Here is a 16,416-nt window from a genome sequence, read left to right on the forward strand (position 1 = left end):
ACAGCTCCCTCTCCCCTGCGGGGAGAGGGTTGGGGTGAGGGGCCGGGCGGAGCGTAGAAGCGGGAACGCCGAAGCACGCCTCGCTTCGTAGAGCTTCTTCCGCGAGCACCCGCCCCTCATCCGCCTGCCGGCACCTTCTCCCCGGAGGGGAGAAGGACTCCAATCTCCAACGCTTCTAATGGCCACCGACTGCCCCCGGCGGCAACAACTGCGGATACGTCGGCGCCGGCCGCTGCGGCTGCACGCTGCGCCCCAGATTGGAGCCCATCCGATGTTCCAGCGCCGCCGCGTTGTACTGCCCCACCTGTCGGTTGGACGGCTCGCCCACCACCGGATCCAGCAGGGGCGGCGGCGATCCTGCACGCTTGACGCCATCGTCGCCCAGCTGCCGGCTGAGGCAGTCGTACGCGAGCACCGCATGCTGATTGACGCTCACGTCCACGCAGCTTTGCGGCGGCGCCTGCTGCGCCCAGGCATCGACTGCGGCCAGGCAGCACCACGCGCCGAGCACGCGGGCCGCCGCGGCGTTCACGGCTGCTGTCCTGCCGGCGCCACGAAGCGCTGCTCGTACAACTTGTCGCCGTAGGCCTGCGCCGCGTTCTCCAGCTTCACCCGCGCGGCCGCGGCGAACGGCTGGCGCGCGCCAATGACCGTGCCCATGTCCACGTGCTCGTAGGCGCTCAGGATTTCCTGGCTCACCTCGTACAACCGCTGGTTGCGCGCGCTGCAGGTGCCGATGGCCTGGCGCGCCTCGTCGAGCTGGGTTTGCAGATTGCCGCCGAGCTTCTGCTGCTCCTGCAGCCTGGCCGTCGCCTCGGTGTTTTCATGGCGCGCCTGTTGCAGCGCGGCTTCTGCCTGCTGCCGGGCATTTTTTTCAGCGACTACGGCGCCGTTGGAACCCCGTGCGCGAGCAAGCTCCGCCTGTGCCTGCTCCAGCGCTTTGCGTGCCTGGTCGCGTTCGTTCTCCAGGCCGGCCTTCTGCGATTTCCACGCCGCCTGCTCGCCTTGCAGTTCCTGCACCTGGCTGCGCGCGTCGCGCAGCTGGGTGCGCAGCTGTTCTTCCAGGCTCTGCGCCGAGGCCGCCTGGGCCAGCACCAGCGCCGCCACGGCCACGCTCGCGCTCATCAAAGTCTTCATGCGCGACTCCCTCAGAACTTGCTGTTGATTTCCAGCTGCACGACGTCGATCGACAGCGGCGGGCCGAACACCTGCTTGGCATTGAAATAGCGCGCGGAGAACCAGGTGCGCTCGGCAATGCCGTAATCGGCGCTGACGATGAAGCCCTTGGCATTGGTGCCGCCCAGGTGGAAGTTCGGATCGGTCAGGCCGTCGAGCACGGCGTCGGGCTGCAGGTACTTGTACCCGAAGGTGACGTTCCAGTCGTTGGCCTTCATCGGGCTCGGATTGCCGATGATCCCGCGCACCAGCCAGCCCACCGGGCCGCTCTTGTAGGGGCCGTTCTCGTTCGCCGAGGTGGCCGCTTCGTAGTTGTTGACCGGCTGGCCGAGACCGTTCGGATAGCGAGTGAATGCGTCGCGTGCGTGGTACGCGGTGTTGCGCACGTAGTCCGCCTGCACGCGCATCGGCGTGCTGCCGACGGCGAAATCGAACTGACTGGTGAGATTCAGCAAATGGTAGTCGTAAGCCAGGCCCACCAGCTGCGGCTGCGCGTAGTTACCCGGCGACGACGGGTCCGGCACGATGTTGCGCAGCAGGAACACGGTGTTTCCCTTCTGCATGTACGCCGGCGCCATGTCGTCAGTGCTGCAGAAGTTGACGCCTGTATAGATCAAGCACGGCGCCGACAGCCGGCCACGCATGCCGTCGTAGTAGTAATAGGCCAGCGCCGCGCTCCAATGGGTGTCCTCGTCGATGTTCCAGCGCGCGCCCAGCTGCAACGCGGAAAGCCAGCGCTGGTTGCTGTGGTTCTTCTGATAGCCCAGAGCCTGCGAAGGCGTGTCGTTGCCAGTAAGCTGGATCGGAAACATGCCACCGTTGGCGAAACCCTCCAGGCTGTCAGCCAGCTTCCAGCGGCCCTGCGCGGCGATGCCGTCGAAGTTCAGTTCCGGCGAATAGATCAGATCCGTGACGAAAAACGGATTGGCCATGCGGCCGAACGTGAGCGAACCCCATGCGATCGGCTGCCAGCGCAGCCAAGCGCGATCCAGCCACAAATTCTTCTTAATCAGGCCACCGCCCAGTGCCTGCGTGGTGGAGACCGGGTTGTTGTCGTTGCCCGAACCGATACGCACGCCAGCGGTGACGGTATCGCCCAGCTTGGCGGTCAGCGCGAGGTGCGCCTGCATGTCCAGGATGTTCTGGCGATTCTGCTGCGAATTGAGGATGGGCGGATTCACGCCGCGCCCGATCTGGTTCACGTCGAACGGACCGGTGCGATTAAAGGCACCGTAATCGATGAAGTAAGGCGAGTTGCCGCGACTGTACAGCCATGATTCGTCGCGTACGCGCAGGTCGCCGGACCACGTGATGCGGTCCAGCCATTCCGGCAGCGCATCCGGCTGCGCCCAATGCTCGCTGCGTGCCTGCGCAATGACTTCCTGCTTGACCTGCTCGCGGATCTCGTTGCGCACACTCTGCGGCACGTAGGGCACGCGCACGTCGCCGGGCTGCGCACCATCGTTGGCGGCCACCGTCTGCGAGGCCTGCGCCTTCTGCGCCTGCGCGGCTTCGGCATTGGCCTGCGCGATCAAGCCATCGGCATCCGCCTGGGTGATCAGGCCCTTCTTCACCATCAGGCGAATCAGGTTGATGGTGGCGTTGGACGATGGCGCGGCGTTCTGCGCGAAGGCAGCCGGAACGCCACCGGCCAGCAGCAGTCCGATCGCCAGGCACAGGGCACGGCGGCGCTGCGGTTGCTTGGAAAACCTCGAATCCATGGTGTGCTCCGGAGAAAGAAAAGACGTGCTCATACGGGTCGCCTGCCGCGGATGGAGGCGCGGATCGGCATGCTCATGCGCGCCGGCGGGGGCGAGTCGATGCTCAAGCCGCGCAGCACCTCCAGCAGCGCCTCGTCGGTGGCCGGCGTACCGCTGGGTGTGAGCATTTCGGCGCGGGTGATGCGGCCGCCGGCGTCGATCCACAGGCTGACTTTCACCTCGAACACGAGACGGCGCGTGCGCTCGTCACGCTGAATCGCCTGCTGCAGCGCGTAGCCGAGGTACTGCTCGTACGACGAACCGCCCGCGCCGGTGCCGCCGCCGGCGCCGACCATGCCGCCACCGTCGCCCGCACCGATGTTGAAGCTGTCGTTGCCGGCCTGCGCCGGGCCGTTGATGGTCACCTGCCTGGCCACGTCGGGTGCCTTGGGCGCCTCCACCGGCTTGGCCGGCTCGTTCGGCTTGGGCAGCTCCTGCTTGACCTCTTCGACCTTCTTCGGCTCCGGCGGCTTTTCTTTCGGCGGCGGCGGTGGCGGCGGCAGCGGCGTGATGGTCGGCACGCGCGGCGCCTCGCGCCGCACACCCACCTGGTGCCCGGCGAAATGCCACACCAGCGCGCCGACGAGCAGCAGCGCGGCGATGCCGATCACACGGCCGCGCCACCGCTTCGGGCCCTGCTTGTAGGGGCTTTGCTCGGATGCGTTCATCGCGCTCTCGTCAGCCGCCCTGCGCCTTGCCGGTGACCAGGCCGACCTGCGACAGATCCAGCCGGCGCAGCAGGTCGAGGATGTCGACCACCTTCTGGTACTGCACGTTGGCGTCGCCCTTGACGATGATCGGGAAGTCCGGCGTCAGCGCCTTCTGCGTGCGCAGCCGCGCCTCCAGCTCGCCGAGGGTCACCGGGAACGCGTCGAGGAAAATCTGCCCGCTGTCGGACACGGTGATCGCCTTGGTCTGCGGCTTGGCGAGGCTGACCGAGGCGCTGGCCTTGGGCAGGTTCACCTTCACGCCCTGCACCGAAGCGGTGGTCATGATGATGAAGATCACCAGCAGCACGTACGCCAGGTCGAGCATCGGCGTGATGTTGATGTCGTCGTAGGGCTTGTCGTCGTCCTGCACCTGCATGGCGGCGCCCTCCCCTTAGACCGTGGTGCCGGTGTCGGCGTCGCGATGCAGCTCGGCCAGGCGCGTGACGAATTCGTCCACGAACACCTGCATGTTCGCGGTGACCGCCTTGTTGCGGGTGAGCAGGTAGTTGTAGCCAAACAGCGCGGGGATCGCGACGAACAGGCCCGCCACCGTCGCCAGCAGCGCGGCGGCGATACCCGGCGCGATCGCGTTGACGTTGACGTCGCCCGCGGCGGCGATCGCCGCGAAGGTGATCATCACGCCCACCACCGTGCCGAGCAGGCCGAGGAACGGGCCGCCGGAGATAGCGATGGTCAGCATCACCATCGAGCGCGACAGCTTCTGGTTCTCGCGCACCAGGGTGGAATCCATCACCGCGCGGATTGCCTCGATCGATTCGGTGGCGATCACCAGGCGGCCCTTGGCGTCCTTGCGGCGCCAGACCTCTTTCTTGCCGACCTCGTAGAGGCGATAGAGGGAAGAGTCGGCCAGGTCGCGCACGGCGCCTTCGTCGCCGAGGCCCAGCAGGTTGGTGCCCAGATCGCGGAAACGGGCCAGGAAGCGGTCATTGGCGTTGGTGACGCCGCTGACATAGCGCCCCTTGTTCCACATCACCACCCAGGAGATCGCCGCCATCACCAGCAGGATGCCGATCACCACCCAGGCGTCAAGCGTCACCGACTTGACGATGATGCCGAAGTAGCCGAAACCGGCGCCGGATTTCTTCTCGTCCTCGCCGTACTGCACCAGGCGCGACTCGGCGCCCTGGGACAGCGCATCCACGCCGATCGCGGCCGGCGCGCGGGCCACGCGCGACAGGCGCACTTCGTCCATCAGGCCGAGGAAGTTGGCCAGGCCATCGCCCTGCCCGGCGGCATCGCCGCCCAGCGTGGCCGCGGTACCGAGCGCCGGCATCGCGGCGGCAAGCGTCGAATACTTCTGGCCGTTGACGTACACGGTGGCCTGCTGTGCCTCGAAGGTCACTGCCACGTGCGTCCACTGGCCAGACTTGAGCGGCTCGCCCGCGGCGCTGCGCTGCGTCCCCTGCCCCTCATTCACGGCAACGTACGGCGCACCGCCATCGATGCCGATCACCAGCGAGCGGCCATCCTGGCGGCGCGCATACAGCGCGGTCGGCGTGGTCGGCAATGCGTCGAACTTGATCCAGGCGCTATAAGTGAAGGCGCCGCCAGCGGTCTCGTTGAGCGAGGCGCTGGACGGCAGCGTCAGCACCGTGTTGCCGTCGAAGCGCGCTGCCTTGCCCGCGATGCCGCCGTCCACCGGCTGCACGCTGCCGGACTGCGCGTGATTGGCGTACGCGGTGGCATCCTTCGGCGCACCCGCGGCGGCTTCCTCGAAGTGATAGACCAGGGTGTGGTCCGCATCGAAAGTGGCCGCGCCGCTGCTCTGCGCGGGCGCCTTGGCGTTGCCGTAGTACATCCAGATGGTCTGCTTGCCATTGGCTGGCAACTCGGTGACATCCACCCATACCTGGCCCACGCCCATCACCGGGTCGAAGCTGCCGATCTGGTAATTCAGCGGCGTCTTGCCGTCCGCGGCGATGAAGCGCAGGTCCGCGCCATCCTTCGCCACGCCGTCGAACTGGAAGTTGCCCGGATGCAGCCGGATCAGCACCGGCACGCGACCCGGCGACTGCGCCACCGGCGCGCCGGTGGCACCGGTATCGAGCGTGATGGGTTTGCGGTACGACCAGTCGTCGTTCCACCAGGCCGCTTCGGCCGCGTTCGCGAAGCGTGGCAGGCAGGCCAGACACAGCAGCCACGCAAGGATCAGGTAACGCATCGTCGTTGCACCCCTAGAAGACGTCGAGATCGAGAAAGAAAGAGGAAGTCGCGCCATGGCCATGTCCCCTACAGCCCGGCCTTGAGGCTGAATAGCCAGCGCCCGTCGTGAGCGCGCGTGCGCGAGCCGTCCTTGAGCGGGTAGCCGTATTCCAGCTCGCCGCTGACACTGTCGAACAACGTGAAGCGCGTACCGATGCCCGTGCTGAGCAAGGTGAAGCGACCGCGCTGCTCGGGCAGCGGGTCGATCAGCAAGATGCGCGAGCCGTCGAGAAACCAGTGGAAACGCCACTCGTTGACGTACTTGCCGAACCACGACGCCACCGACGGCGTGCGCACTTCCACCGAAGCGGAGCCGCCGTTGTCGCCGGTGTCTTCCGCCGACAGGAAACCGCGCACGCTGTTGGTGCCGCCGGCGGCGAACTGTTCGCTGGAGACCAGCGGCGAATCGGCCAGCTGGCCGCTCGCGCGCAAGGCCAGCGCGAAACCGCCACCGATGGCGCGCGTGTAATTGGCGTCCACGCGCAGATAGGCGAAGTTCTGCCGCGCGTTGTAGCGCTGGTTGTCGAAGGCGAAGCGGTCGCTGCCTGCGCCGCGCGTGCCGAAGTTGCCGGCGATCGACAGCCCCAGCGACGAGTTGTCGCGCGTGCGCTGGCCGGTATAGGCCACGGTCAGCGGGTAATAGGTGATCGGCACCGCCTGCTGCTGGTCGCCCAGGGTGAGACGCTGATCGAAATGCTTGCGCGACACGCTCACCGAGACCGACTGGCCGTAATCGCCCAGCGTGGGCAGATTGCGGATCGCCTGCAGCGTCACCGCATTGCCCTTGCCCAGCACCGTGGTGCCACCCAGCGTGTTGGCGTTGCTGTTGGATTTGTAGCCGGAGCCGAGCAGGCTCCATTGCTTATTCAGCGGCGCCAGGTACGACAGCGCGTACACCTCGGCCGCATGGCGATCCTGCGGTGCCACGATATAGGTCGCGGATATCGTATGGCCCAGCTGCCACAGGTTGTCGTAGCGCACGTTGCCGACGGTGCGCAGCGTGGGCGTGTCGGCGCTGTGGTCGTTGTTGACCTCGAGGCTGGCGTGCAGCGGATAGCTGTCTTCCACCTTCAGCGTGACGTCCATGGTCTGCGGCAGCGCGCCGGGCTTGAGAAGCGGCACCACCTGCTGGCCCGGCTGGCGGTTCACCTGGGAGAGCTGCTCCTGCGCCTGCGCGAAATTCGGCACGGCGCCTTCGGCCAGCGCGGGCACCGCATCGCGGATGGCCTGCGGCGAGTGGTAGCGCGCGCCTTCCACGCGCACGCGGCCGATGCTGTTCTCGGTGACCTTGAGGATCAGTATGCCGTTGCGCACCTGCTGCGGCGGCACTTCCACCGTGACCGACTGGTAGCCCTTGGCCTGGTAGATCTTCTGCAGAGCGTCGCGCGCGGCATGCACGTCGTCGAGGTTGCGATCCGGCCCCAGGAAGGGTTCCACCGCCTCTTCGATATCCACCGCCTGCAGCAGCGTGTTGCCGCGCACGAGGTATTCGTTGACGTCGAAGCGCGCGGGCGCCTCCTGTGCGGGTGCGGCGGCCTGCTCGGCGCAGGCACCATGCCAGGCCAGCGCGAGCGCGACGGCCAGGCCAAGTGGCCGCATGCGCGGTCGACGCTCCCTCATCGTGACGCTCCGGTCCATGCGGTCGTCCCCTGCCCTGTATTACGACAGCTAAGCGCAAGCTCGTAACCGGTTTGCGACAAAGGCGTTTCCGATCCGAGGCCGGTTCCACCGGCGGGCCATCCATACGGCCAAACCGCTTTGGCAATCACAAGCGCACTTCCCCCGGCGCGCGCCATTCGGCCACGCCCAAAGCCCGTTCCAGATTTCCGGCGCGCCACGCGGGCGCGCCGGGCGAAGAGTTCCGGTGGGCGTCCCAGCCCGTGCCGCGTTCCCTTGCCCGGTTAGACGGGAGGGTTGCGGGGGGACTGAACCTGCGTCACGAAAAATTCATGACGGGGGATGTTTCGGGTTGTTTGCGGTGGGGTTTGACACGGGAGTGTCATGTGGGTGGACACGTTCTACGTGGGTTTCACGTTTTTTGGGAGGCGGTGTTCGTTGTCTTTTATGGCGACTTGGCCGCTTACGCAGGGGGCGTTTCTGTGGGTCGCGCTGTTGTTTGGGCTATCGGGCCCTGGCCGCTTATGCAGCGGGCATTCCGGACGGCTGCCGCCGCCCGGGTCACTTTCTCTTTGCTGGCCCAAAGAGAAAGTAACCAAAGAGAAATGGCCTGAGAGCCAAGGCTTGTGGCTGGACTAAGCAGAGCAGTGGACGGTCATGGCAACGGATTAACCTGGGGCGATACGAGGCCGCACTGCGGTTTCGGAACGGGGACTTCGAGGCATCCGTGGTGGAGAGGACGCAGGGAGGTAGATGGGGGCTGGGTGGTTTTCCGCGCTTGGTTGCTTCGTGCGTTACGCGGATAGGTGAGCGTGTCGCCTGTGCTTTCGACTGAGGGGATGGGAGCGGTGCGCTTCGTAGGGCCCCTCACCCCGGCCCTCTCCCCGGCGGGGAGAGGGAGAAGTGCGGTATCGCCGCAACGTGGCTCGGAGAGCGTCATGCAGCAGCGTGACGAGACGCCAAGGCAACCGCTCCTTGTCTATCTCCCTGTGCCCTCTCCACTACGGATGCCTCGAAGTCACCGCTCCGAAACCGCAGTGCAGCCTCGCGTCGCCCCAGGTTAATCCGTTGCCATGACCTATCCCTGCTCTCCTTAGTCCAGCCACGAGCTCTGGCTCTGAGGCCATTTCTCTTTGGTTACTTTCTCTTTGGGCCAGCAAAGAGAAAGTGACCCGGGCGACGGCAGTCGTCCGGAATGCCCGCTGCATAAGCGGCCAGGTCGCGGCAACCCAAACAACAGCGCGACACACAACACCCACACAGACCAAGCGAAACCGCCCGGAATGCCAATCAAAGCTACCCAACGCAAAAAAATCAGCTCAGCAACACGATGCCGCCAGGCAACTCCGTCACCCTCGCCCCAAACGCCTCGCGAATCAGCGTCGCCGCATCCGCCAGTTGATTCAGCGAAAACCGCGCCCTCACCATCCGCGCCCCCAGCGCATCATTGGTAAGCACCAGTCGCCCCGGCCGATAGCGATTGATCTCCGCCACCACATAAGAAAGCGGACGGTTATCGAACACCAGCACGCGGCGGCGCCACGCCATCGCCTCTTCCACATCCGCCGCCACCGGCGGCGCCATGTCGTGTGCGCCGTACCTGGCCTGCTGCGCCGACGCCAGCGCCTCGCTGCGCCCGCGGTAAGCCACGCGCACCGAGCCATCCAGCGCCGTCACTTCCACATCCCCGCCAAGGCAACGCACATTGCACTGCGAACCCGGGCTTGCACGCAGGCTGCCTTTGGCCGCCCACACGGTGAAATCCCCCGCCCCTTCCGCCAGCTGCAACTGGATCTCGCCATCCACCAGTTCGATACCGGCGGGTCGGCCATCGATCTTGCGCACGTTGAAAGCGGTCTGCGTATTCATCTCCACCGTCACACCCGGTGCGACCTGCACCGAACGCTGTTCGCCGGTGGCGGTGCGGAAATCCGCGGCCATGTCGGAGATGCCTGGCCACAGCTGGAATGGCGGCTTCGCCAGCAGCAACGCGGCAGCGGAAGCGGCGACCGCGCCGCCGAGGAAAGCGCGACGGCTCATGCGCCGCGGCGTGGCGGTGCTAGCGCGCTCGCGCTGCGCGAGATGGGCCGCGGCGGTGCCAAGGCGCTCCCACATCAGGCGGGTTTCGGCGAAGGCGCGCGCGTGCGCCACGCTCTGCGCGCACCAGCGGCGGAAGCCCTGGGCGTCGGCGGTGGTGGCGCGGCCGGATTTGAGCAGCAGCAGCCAGTCGCGTGCCTCGCGATGCAGCGGCGAATCGTGAGCCAGGCTGGCAGACGTAGTTTCCATATCCTTCAAGACGCTTTTCCCGCCCCGGGACCGAACCGCTGCACCACGCGGCGGTCCAGGCGTTCGCCGCAGTGCTCCAGGGCTTTCTTCAATTCCTTGCCGACCATGCGCACCGAAATGCGGAAACGGTCGGCGATCTCCTGCTGCGGCAGGTCGTCCACCCGCGCCGCGATCAGGATCGCGCGCTGACGTTCGGTCAGTTCCTTGAGTGCGCTTTCCAGCGCCGCCACCTCGATGCGCGCGTGCGTCACCCGGGCCGGATCGAGCGCGTCGTCGCCCAGGTGCAGCAGCTCTTCCACTTCTTCGCCGGTGAGGTAGCGCGAGTCGGCCTGGCGCTGGTCGGCGGCGACGTTGAGCGCCATGCGGAAGAGATAACCGGCCGGGTTGTGCGACACGGCCGAGGCATCGCCCAGGCGCTCTACGCGCAGATAGGTTTCCTGCAGAACGTCGTTGACCAGGTCGTCCGAACCCAGGCGCCGGCGCAAACGCCGGCGCAGCTCTTGCTGGCGTTCGAGAAACAAGCCAAGCAGCGACATCGCCGGCTCAGCAGTGCGCGGGACGCGAAGCGTCCGCTGGCAGCAGCAGCAAGGTCAACGGCTGGGCCAGGCCCGCCGGCGGCGCATCCACGCGCAGGCCGGACAGCGCCGCCTGGATCGCCTCGTCGCGCGCGGCCAGCCCGGTACTGCCGAGAAGGCGCAGGCGCTGCAGTTCTCCCGAAGCGCCTACCCATACCTGCAAGGCAAGCCGGTAAGCGCCCGGCTTCGTCGCGGGCGAGCGGCACAACGCGGATTCCACCGCGGCCTGCAAGGCGGCGCCGTAGCCGGTGACGATCGCATCGGCCGCGTCTTCGGCCCATGTCGTCGTGGCCGCTGTCGCGGGCGCGGCGGTGCGCGCATCGCCGACCGGCGTCAGGGTGAAGGCCTTGTCCGAGGTATAGCGTTCGCGCAGGCCGGTGCCCGCCAGCAGGCGGCGCAAGGCGTCCTCGGCGGTGAATTCGCCGCGTGCCCCGGGCGACACGCGCCCCACCAGCAGGCGCTCGTCCACCAGCAGAGCCTGGCCGGTCACATCACTGAAAGCTCTCACCGCGCTACTCAAAGGTTGCGGACCGATATCGAAAGGCATGCGCTCGCGCGCCTCGCCGGCCAGCGGCCCATCCGTCGCTTGCAGTTCCACGGCATGGCCCGTCCCCCAACAAAGCCCACATGCGGCGATCAGCACCCACCCGGCATACCTCATGACCTGCCTCCGGCTCACCGGTCGGCCCGATCTCGCGCCGGGTGACGCTCACGCTTCACATACATTTGGGGAGGCTAGCAATGGGATGTGTCAGTTCTGTAACGACGCGGCGCAAGCTTGCGTGAAACTTGCAAGCCCTTGATGCGGCAAACGTACGCAGCTTCTCACGCTTGTCATGCGCCGCCATAATGAGAATAATTCCCATCCACTCGTTCGCCATTCCCGGTTGACGAGCGCTCTACCGCCTGCCGGGCCGACCAGCCGACGCCACGTCCCCGGCCGTCATCGCCACTGCATCTTTATCGCTCCGCGGACCGGCGGGGTGCGGTGACGTGCGGCCCACATTTCCAGGACTGAAGGCTGTTTCGATGCGTCATCTTCCGCTGTATGCCGCCTTGCTCGCGGTGCTTGCTGTTCCGGTGCATGCCGACGAGGTAGCCGATGCCGGCAAGGCCAAACTGCTGCCCGGCGTGACCGTGCAGGCCGCCGGCCCTTCCGATTACCGCGCGCCCGCCGCCACCACCGCGACCAAGATCGATGCGCCGCTGCGCGACGTGCCGCAGACCGTGAACGTGGTGCCGGCGGCAGTGCTGCGCGATCAGCGTGCCACCTCGATGCAGGATGCGCTGAAGAACGTACCGGGCGTGGGCTTCTCCACCGGCGACGGGCAGCGCGACCAGGTGTCGATCCGCGGCTTCACCGCCATTGCCGACCAATTCGTGGATGGCATCCGCGATGACGCGCTGTATTTCCGCGATCTCTCCAATATCGAGCGCATCGAGGTGATCAAGGGGCCGGCATCCGTGCTGTACGGGCGCGGTTCCTCGGGCGGGCTGATCAATCGCGTGACCAAACAGCCAGGCATCGACGGCGGCGAGGTGGCGTTGAGCTACGGGAGTTGGGCCGATCGCCGCGGCGAGCTGGACGTGGGCCGCCGCTTTGGCGATGCCGGCAGTGCGTGGCGCCTCACCGGCGCCGTCGAGGATGCCAACAGCTACCGCGACCAGCAGTTCCTCAAGCGCCGCGCGATCGCGCCGTCGCTGCTGCTGCATCCGGGCGAGAACACTACGCTGCTGCTGCAGGCCGACTACCTCAAGGACCGCCGCGTCACCGACTTCGGCGTGCCCGCCTATCATGGCCGCCCGGTGGATGTGCCTGCGCGCACCTATTACGGCGCAGCCAACGCACGCGACGTGGACTACAGCGAGTCGATCGTCAAATCGACCACCGCGACGCTCACTCACGCCTTCAATGACCAAGTCTCGTTGCGCAACGCGCTGCGCTGGTACGACTACACGCTGGACCGCAACAACACGCTGCCCGGCACGGTCAACGAGGCTGCTCGCACGGTCACGCTCAACCGTTCCAACGTCGCACGCCACGAGCACGGCTGGTTCAACCAGACGGAGCTGAGCCAGCGCGTGGAAGGCAACACGGTGAGCCATGAACTGCTGTACGGCGTGGAGCTGGGCCGCCAGGACAAAGCGCTGCTCAACCGCAGCATCAACGGCGTCGCCACGGTGGATCTGTTCCATCCCGTGCTGCCGGTGCTGCCGCTGGCGGTGAATCGCGCGCCGGGTTCGCACAACCTTGGCCGCTTCGATACCGCCGCGGTGTACGTGCAGGACCTGATCAGCCTCGGCAGCGAATGGAAGGCGCTGCTCGGTCTGCGCTACGACCGCTTCAAGCAGGAGACCGACAACTATCTGCCAGGCCAGATCGATCTCTCGCGCACCGACAAGGCGGTCAGCCCGCGCGCGGGTGTGGTGTGGCAGCCGTCGACGGCGCAGTCGTACTACGCGTCGTGGAGCCGCTCGTTCCAACCCTCTGGCGAAGCCTTCGCGCTGGCGGCAAACAATGCGGACATCGCGCCGGAGCGCACCCACAACACCGAGGTGGGCGCGAAGTACGATCTGTTCGACGGCCGCGCCACGTTCACCGCCGCGCTGTTCCAGCTGGAACGAAGCAACATCAAGACCACCGATCCCGTGACGCAGCGCGTACTGCCGATCGGCGAGCAGCGCACGCGCGGCGTGGAATTGAGCGGTGCGATGGATCTGACCGACGGCTGGCGGCTGCTCGCCGGCTACGCCTACCTCGATGCGAGCATCACGCATTCGGTAGCAATCGATGCGGGCCGCCCGGTGCAAGGCAAGCGCGCCACACTTACGCCACGGCATAGCGGCAATGTGTGGACGACGCGCGCCATCGCGCCACACTGGACGGTCGGCGGCGGCGTGAACCTGGTCGGCGCGCGCCTGGCCAATCCCGGCAACACCGTCACCTTGCCCGGCTATGTCACGGCCGATGCGATGGCGCGCTACGAGGACGGCCCGGTCAGCGTGCAGCTCAATCTCACTAATCTGTTCGACGCGAAGTACATCGTTTCCGCGCATGGCAGCAGCCCGAACCTCAATCTGCCTGGCGCGCCGCGCGGGGCGAACGTGACGCTGCGATACGCGTTCTGACCGGCGCAGGTCGGGGTGAGCCGCAGGCGAACTCCAACACCGCGCCATGCCGCAACCTGTGTTGGAGTTCGCTGCGCTCGCTCCAAGCTGCGGATATCACGCGAGCCGGTGCCGTGGTGGCGCTGGACGCTCATGGGTGTTGACTAAACATTAATGCCCCCTCCTCTACGGTGTGGCCGAGTCTGCATCGTCCCGCTGGGTGCCGGCCTGCCGAACGTCCTGCCGGGTGGAGGTGCCCATGAACAGCCAGCTCGTCGATTGGTGCCGCGGCACGGCCCTGCCCGTGCTGGAAGCGGCCGCCGCCGGGCAGCCGATCGGCCATGCGGCGGAACGGGCGATGCGCAGCCTGCTGGAACTGCTCGCCGTGCTTAGTGAGAGCAGCGACCGGCGCGATGCGGAGCGTTGGCATTCGCTGTGCTCCGCGCTGGATGCGGGCGAGGACTCCGCCGGTCTGCTCGCCAAAGCCATCGCGGGCGGCTCCGACGCATTGGAACGCCTGATCGACGCCATGCCGCTGGACCGCGTCGGCGCGTGCGCCTAGCTTCATCCTGTATCCGCGAATCACGCGCGAGCGTGGACTGTGTCCGGCCGCCGGCCATCCCGCCGGCGGTCACCGCCCCTCTGAACGGAGCCATCGATGAACCCTAATCCCAAACCTATTACGCTGGCCGAGATCCATTCCGCTTACGCGAGCAAGCCCTCCCCGAAGAAGCCGGTGCCGGCCGAAGCCAAGGCCAAGACCTATACCAAGTCCACCCACTTCGACCGCGACCCGAATCACTCCGGCAACGCGCCGGACAAGCCCGACGCCAAGCGCGGCGGCCGCCGGTAACACCCGGATCGCGAGCCGGGAAACCTGTCGATATCTTTCGCTTCAGCACAGGAGAGCGCCGGATGCATGCCGGCGCCCCGTGTTGTTCCGGCGCATAGGCCCGCCCCCCGTCAGATCAGCATGCCGCCGGCCACCTCGATGCGCTGCGCGTTGACCCAGCGGTTATCTTCCATCAGCAGCGCAGCGATCATCGGACCGATGTCGTCCGGCACACCGGGACGGCCGAGCGCGGTCATCTCCGCCACCTGCCGATTGACCTCCGGGTTGTCGCGTACCATGCCGCCGCTGAAATCGGTTTCGATCGCACCCGGCGCGACTGTGTTGACAGTAATGCGGCGCGATCCCAGCTCTTTGGCCAGGTAGCGGGTCAATACCTCGACCGCGCCCTTCATCGACGCATATGGCGCACTGCCGGGATACGCGAAGCGCGTCAGTCCGCTGGAAACGTTCACGATGCGCCCGCCGTCGTTGAGCAGCGGCAGCAGCTTCTGGGTGAGGAAGAACACGCCCTTGAAGTGCACGCGATAGAGACTGTCCACGGCCTCCTCGGTGGTTTCCATGATCGGCGCGTGATGCGACGTACCGGCGTTGTTGACCAGATAGTCGAAACGCTCCGCGCCAAGCTCGGCCAGCGCCTTGCGCACCTGCGCGACGAACACATCGAACTGACCGGTGTCGCCCGTATCGAGCGGCAGCGCGATCGCCTTCGCGCCCGCCTGCGAGACCAGCTTCGTCACCTCGGCGGCTTCCGCCTGGTTGGAGCGATAGGTAAAGATGCTGGCGACGCTTCGCCTGGCCAGGTTCAGCACCGTGTTGCGGCCCAGGCCACGGCTGCCTCCAGTAATGATGGCGATCTTCTTTGCGCTGTTCTCTGCGACGGACGTATTCATGACGATCTCCGGCAAGGGTGGGAAAACCGGCGGGCAGCTTAGGCGCCGCCGCTGCCGTGCCGAATGCCGGAACCGGCCCTGTTCTTGCCTGATCCTGCTCTGCCCTCCCCGCGCACGCGGAAAATGGCGATAGCATCACCGCATGCACGCCGAGGGCATTGCCATGCCGGACGACCTGATCGACATCATCAAGCGCTATACCGACACGCGCGGGACCGAAGGCTTTTTCGAGACGCCGATCGAGGGCTTCGCCTTCATCCGCGCCGACCGGCGCCAGCAGCATCCCACGCACCTGGTGTCCCGGCCGGTGCTGTGCGTCGTCGCGCAAGGCGCCAAGCGCAGCATGTTCGGCGGCCGGCGCTACGACTACCGCGCCGGCCAGGCGCTAGTGGTCAGCATGGAAATGCCGGGCCTGAGTCGCGTGACGCACGCCAGCCCCGATGAGCCCTACCTGTGCGTCGTCCTGGAATTCGATCCGGCCGCCATGCGCGAAATGATCGAAAGCATGCCGTCGCCGCCACCGCTGTCCGGCGGCATGGGCCGCGGCATCTTCGTCGCGGACTTCCCGCAGGCGGCGACCGACAGCCTGCTGCGCATGGCGCGCCTGCTCGACACGCCCGACGCGATCCCGGTGCTCGCGCCGATGATCCTGCGCGAGCTCTACTACTGGCTGCTGGCCGGCCCGCACGGCGGCGAGATCGCCAGCGTGGTGCTGGGCGGGCATACGCAAAGGATGATGAAGGCGCTGCACATGCTGCGCAATCAGTTCCGCAAACCGGTGCGTATCGAAGACCTCGCCGCCGTCGCGCAACTCAGTCCGTCGGCGTTCCATCGCCAGTTCAAGGCGCTCACCGCGATGACACCGCTGCAATACCAGAAGCAATTGCGGCTGCTGGAAGCACGCCACCTGATGATGAGCGGCACGGCCAATGCGGAATCGGCGGCGTACCGCGTGGGTTACGAGAGCCCGTCGCAATTCAGCCGCGAGTACGCGCGGATGTTCGGCGCGCCGCCGCGGCGGGATGTCGCCGCCTTGAGTACCGCGGCGGCCTGACCGGGCGCCCCTTTCCGGGCAAGTACGCTCCGGCTCGCCCGTATTCAAGCGCGCCGCGATACGCCATATTTCGTCCTTCGACAGGCCACGTCGCCGCGACACGATGCCGGCTATCGAACAGGGGCAAGCTGTTTGGCAACCTAGGGTTGGCGTCCAGCCGGGCG

Annotated in this window: 15 protein-coding genes; 4 read left to right on the forward strand and 11 right to left on the reverse strand. The window is 66.7% G+C overall.

Going from position 1 to position 16,416, the window contains the following annotated elements; genetic code table 11:
* Positions 1 to 175: 175 nt before the first annotated feature.
* From ACNR9O_RS09790 to ACNR9O_RS09835, 10 genes are all read right to left on the reverse strand, one after another.
* The gene (locus ACNR9O_RS09790; RefSeq protein WP_473681075.1) at positions 176 to 532 is read right to left on the reverse strand and encodes a hypothetical protein; all 357 of its coding nucleotides are present in this window, start codon (positions 530 to 532) and stop codon (positions 176 to 178) included.
* Positions 529 to 1,137 carry a hypothetical protein gene (locus ACNR9O_RS09795; RefSeq protein WP_473681073.1) on the reverse strand — a complete coding sequence of 203 codons (609 nt, stop codon included), beginning with the start codon at positions 1,135 to 1,137 and terminating at the stop codon, positions 529 to 531. Before ACNR9O_RS09795 ends, ACNR9O_RS09790 begins: the two co-directional genes overlap by 4 nt.
* Positions 1,138 to 1,148: 11 nt before the next feature.
* Complete coding sequence (locus tag ACNR9O_RS09800; RefSeq protein WP_473681071.1) at positions 1,149 to 2,897, reverse strand: putative porin; 1,749 nt, start codon at positions 2,895 to 2,897, stop codon at positions 1,149 to 1,151.
* Positions 2,898 to 2,926: 29 nt separating this feature from the next.
* Complete coding sequence (locus tag ACNR9O_RS09805) at positions 2,927 to 3,604, reverse strand: energy transducer TonB family protein (RefSeq protein WP_473681069.1); 678 nt, start codon at positions 3,602 to 3,604, stop codon at positions 2,927 to 2,929.
* A 10-nt stretch (positions 3,605 to 3,614) separates the two neighbouring features.
* Complete coding sequence (locus ACNR9O_RS09810; protein ID WP_473681067.1) at positions 3,615 to 4,022, reverse strand: ExbD/TolR family protein; 408 nt, start codon at positions 4,020 to 4,022, stop codon at positions 3,615 to 3,617.
* 15 nt (positions 4,023 to 4,037) lie between these two features.
* Entirely contained in the window at positions 4,038 to 5,828 is a 1,791-nt protein-coding gene (locus tag ACNR9O_RS09815) for a DUF2341 domain-containing protein (protein ID WP_473681065.1), read from the reverse strand.
* A 68-nt stretch (positions 5,829 to 5,896) separates the two neighbouring features.
* Positions 5,897 to 7,489 (reverse strand): ShlB/FhaC/HecB family hemolysin secretion/activation protein, encoded by a 1,593-nt coding sequence (locus tag ACNR9O_RS09820; RefSeq protein ID WP_473681063.1) that lies wholly within the window; start codon positions 7,487 to 7,489, stop codon positions 5,897 to 5,899.
* Between the two features lie 1,311 nt (positions 7,490 to 8,800).
* Entirely contained in the window at positions 8,801 to 9,772 is a 972-nt protein-coding gene (locus ACNR9O_RS09825; protein ID WP_473681061.1) for a FecR family protein, read from the reverse strand.
* Between the two features lie 5 nt (positions 9,773 to 9,777).
* Positions 9,778 to 10,308: an RNA polymerase sigma factor gene (locus ACNR9O_RS09830; protein WP_473681059.1), complete on the reverse strand. Its 531-nt coding sequence runs from the start codon at positions 10,306 to 10,308 to the stop codon at positions 9,778 to 9,780.
* A gap of 7 nt (positions 10,309 to 10,315) precedes the next feature.
* Positions 10,316 to 10,945 (reverse strand): STN domain-containing protein, encoded by a 630-nt coding sequence (locus ACNR9O_RS09835; RefSeq protein ID WP_473681057.1) that lies wholly within the window; start codon positions 10,943 to 10,945, stop codon positions 10,316 to 10,318.
* 431 nt (positions 10,946 to 11,376) lie between these two features.
* Here ACNR9O_RS09835 and ACNR9O_RS09840 point away from each other — a divergent pair, with 431 nt between their 5' ends.
* From ACNR9O_RS09840 to ACNR9O_RS09850, 3 genes are all read left to right on the forward strand, one after another.
* Positions 11,377 to 13,476: a TonB-dependent receptor gene (locus ACNR9O_RS09840; protein ID WP_473681056.1), complete on the forward strand. Its 2,100-nt coding sequence runs from the start codon at positions 11,377 to 11,379 to the stop codon at positions 13,474 to 13,476.
* Positions 13,477 to 13,714: 238 nt separating this feature from the next.
* A complete protein-coding gene (locus ACNR9O_RS09845; RefSeq protein ID WP_473681054.1) occupies positions 13,715 to 14,017 on the forward strand; it encodes a hypothetical protein in 303 nt (100 codons plus the stop codon).
* A gap of 96 nt (positions 14,018 to 14,113) precedes the next feature.
* Entirely contained in the window at positions 14,114 to 14,308 is a 195-nt protein-coding gene (locus ACNR9O_RS09850; RefSeq protein WP_473681052.1) for a hypothetical protein, read from the forward strand.
* 110 nt (positions 14,309 to 14,418) lie between these two features.
* Here ACNR9O_RS09850 and ACNR9O_RS09855 read toward each other — a convergent pair whose 3' ends face one another.
* Positions 14,419 to 15,198, reverse strand: coding sequence for an SDR family NAD(P)-dependent oxidoreductase (locus tag ACNR9O_RS09855; protein WP_473681050.1), 780 nt, complete (start codon positions 15,196 to 15,198; stop codon positions 14,419 to 14,421).
* A gap of 142 nt (positions 15,199 to 15,340) precedes the next feature.
* Between ACNR9O_RS09855 and ACNR9O_RS09860 the strand changes: the two genes are divergently transcribed.
* Positions 15,341 to 16,252, forward strand: coding sequence for an AraC family transcriptional regulator (locus tag ACNR9O_RS09860; RefSeq protein ID WP_473681048.1), 912 nt, complete (start codon positions 15,341 to 15,343; stop codon positions 16,250 to 16,252).
* Positions 16,253 to 16,416: the final 164 nt, after the last annotated feature.

It is taken from the genome of Dyella sp. CR10, from assembly GCF_055814425.1.

Excerpts from the sequence above, each read along its gene's own strand:
- ACNR9O_RS09805 (WP_473681069.1), bottom strand. The coding sequence starts at position 3,604 with ATGAACGCATCCGAGCAAAGCCCCTACAAGCAGGGCCCGAAGCGGTGG.
- ACNR9O_RS09850 (WP_473681052.1), top strand. The coding sequence starts at position 14,114 with ATGAACCCTAATCCCAAACCTATTACGCTGGCCGAGATCCATTCCGCT.
- ACNR9O_RS09825 (WP_473681061.1), bottom strand. The coding sequence starts at position 9,772 with ATGGAAACTACGTCTGCCAGCCTGGCTCACGATTCGCCGCTGCATCGC.
- ACNR9O_RS09815 (WP_473681065.1), bottom strand. The coding sequence starts at position 5,828 with ATGCGTTACCTGATCCTTGCGTGGCTGCTGTGTCTGGCCTGCCTGCCA.
- ACNR9O_RS09830 (WP_473681059.1), bottom strand. The coding sequence starts at position 10,308 with ATGTCGCTGCTTGGCTTGTTTCTCGAACGCCAGCAAGAGCTGCGCCGG.
- ACNR9O_RS09855 (WP_473681050.1), bottom strand. The coding sequence starts at position 15,198 with ATGAATACGTCCGTCGCAGAGAACAGCGCAAAGAAGATCGCCATCATT.
- ACNR9O_RS09795 (WP_473681073.1), bottom strand. The coding sequence starts at position 1,137 with ATGAAGACTTTGATGAGCGCGAGCGTGGCCGTGGCGGCGCTGGTGCTG.
- ACNR9O_RS09840 (WP_473681056.1), top strand. The coding sequence starts at position 11,377 with ATGCGTCATCTTCCGCTGTATGCCGCCTTGCTCGCGGTGCTTGCTGTT.
- ACNR9O_RS09845 (WP_473681054.1), top strand. The coding sequence starts at position 13,715 with ATGAACAGCCAGCTCGTCGATTGGTGCCGCGGCACGGCCCTGCCCGTG.
- ACNR9O_RS09800 (WP_473681071.1), bottom strand. The coding sequence starts at position 2,897 with ATGGATTCGAGGTTTTCCAAGCAACCGCAGCGCCGCCGTGCCCTGTGC.
- ACNR9O_RS09820 (WP_473681063.1), bottom strand. The coding sequence starts at position 7,489 with ATGAGGGAGCGTCGACCGCGCATGCGGCCACTTGGCCTGGCCGTCGCG.
- ACNR9O_RS09810 (WP_473681067.1), bottom strand. The coding sequence starts at position 4,022 with ATGCAGGTGCAGGACGACGACAAGCCCTACGACGACATCAACATCACG.
- ACNR9O_RS09860 (WP_473681048.1), top strand. The coding sequence starts at position 15,341 with ATGCACGCCGAGGGCATTGCCATGCCGGACGACCTGATCGACATCATC.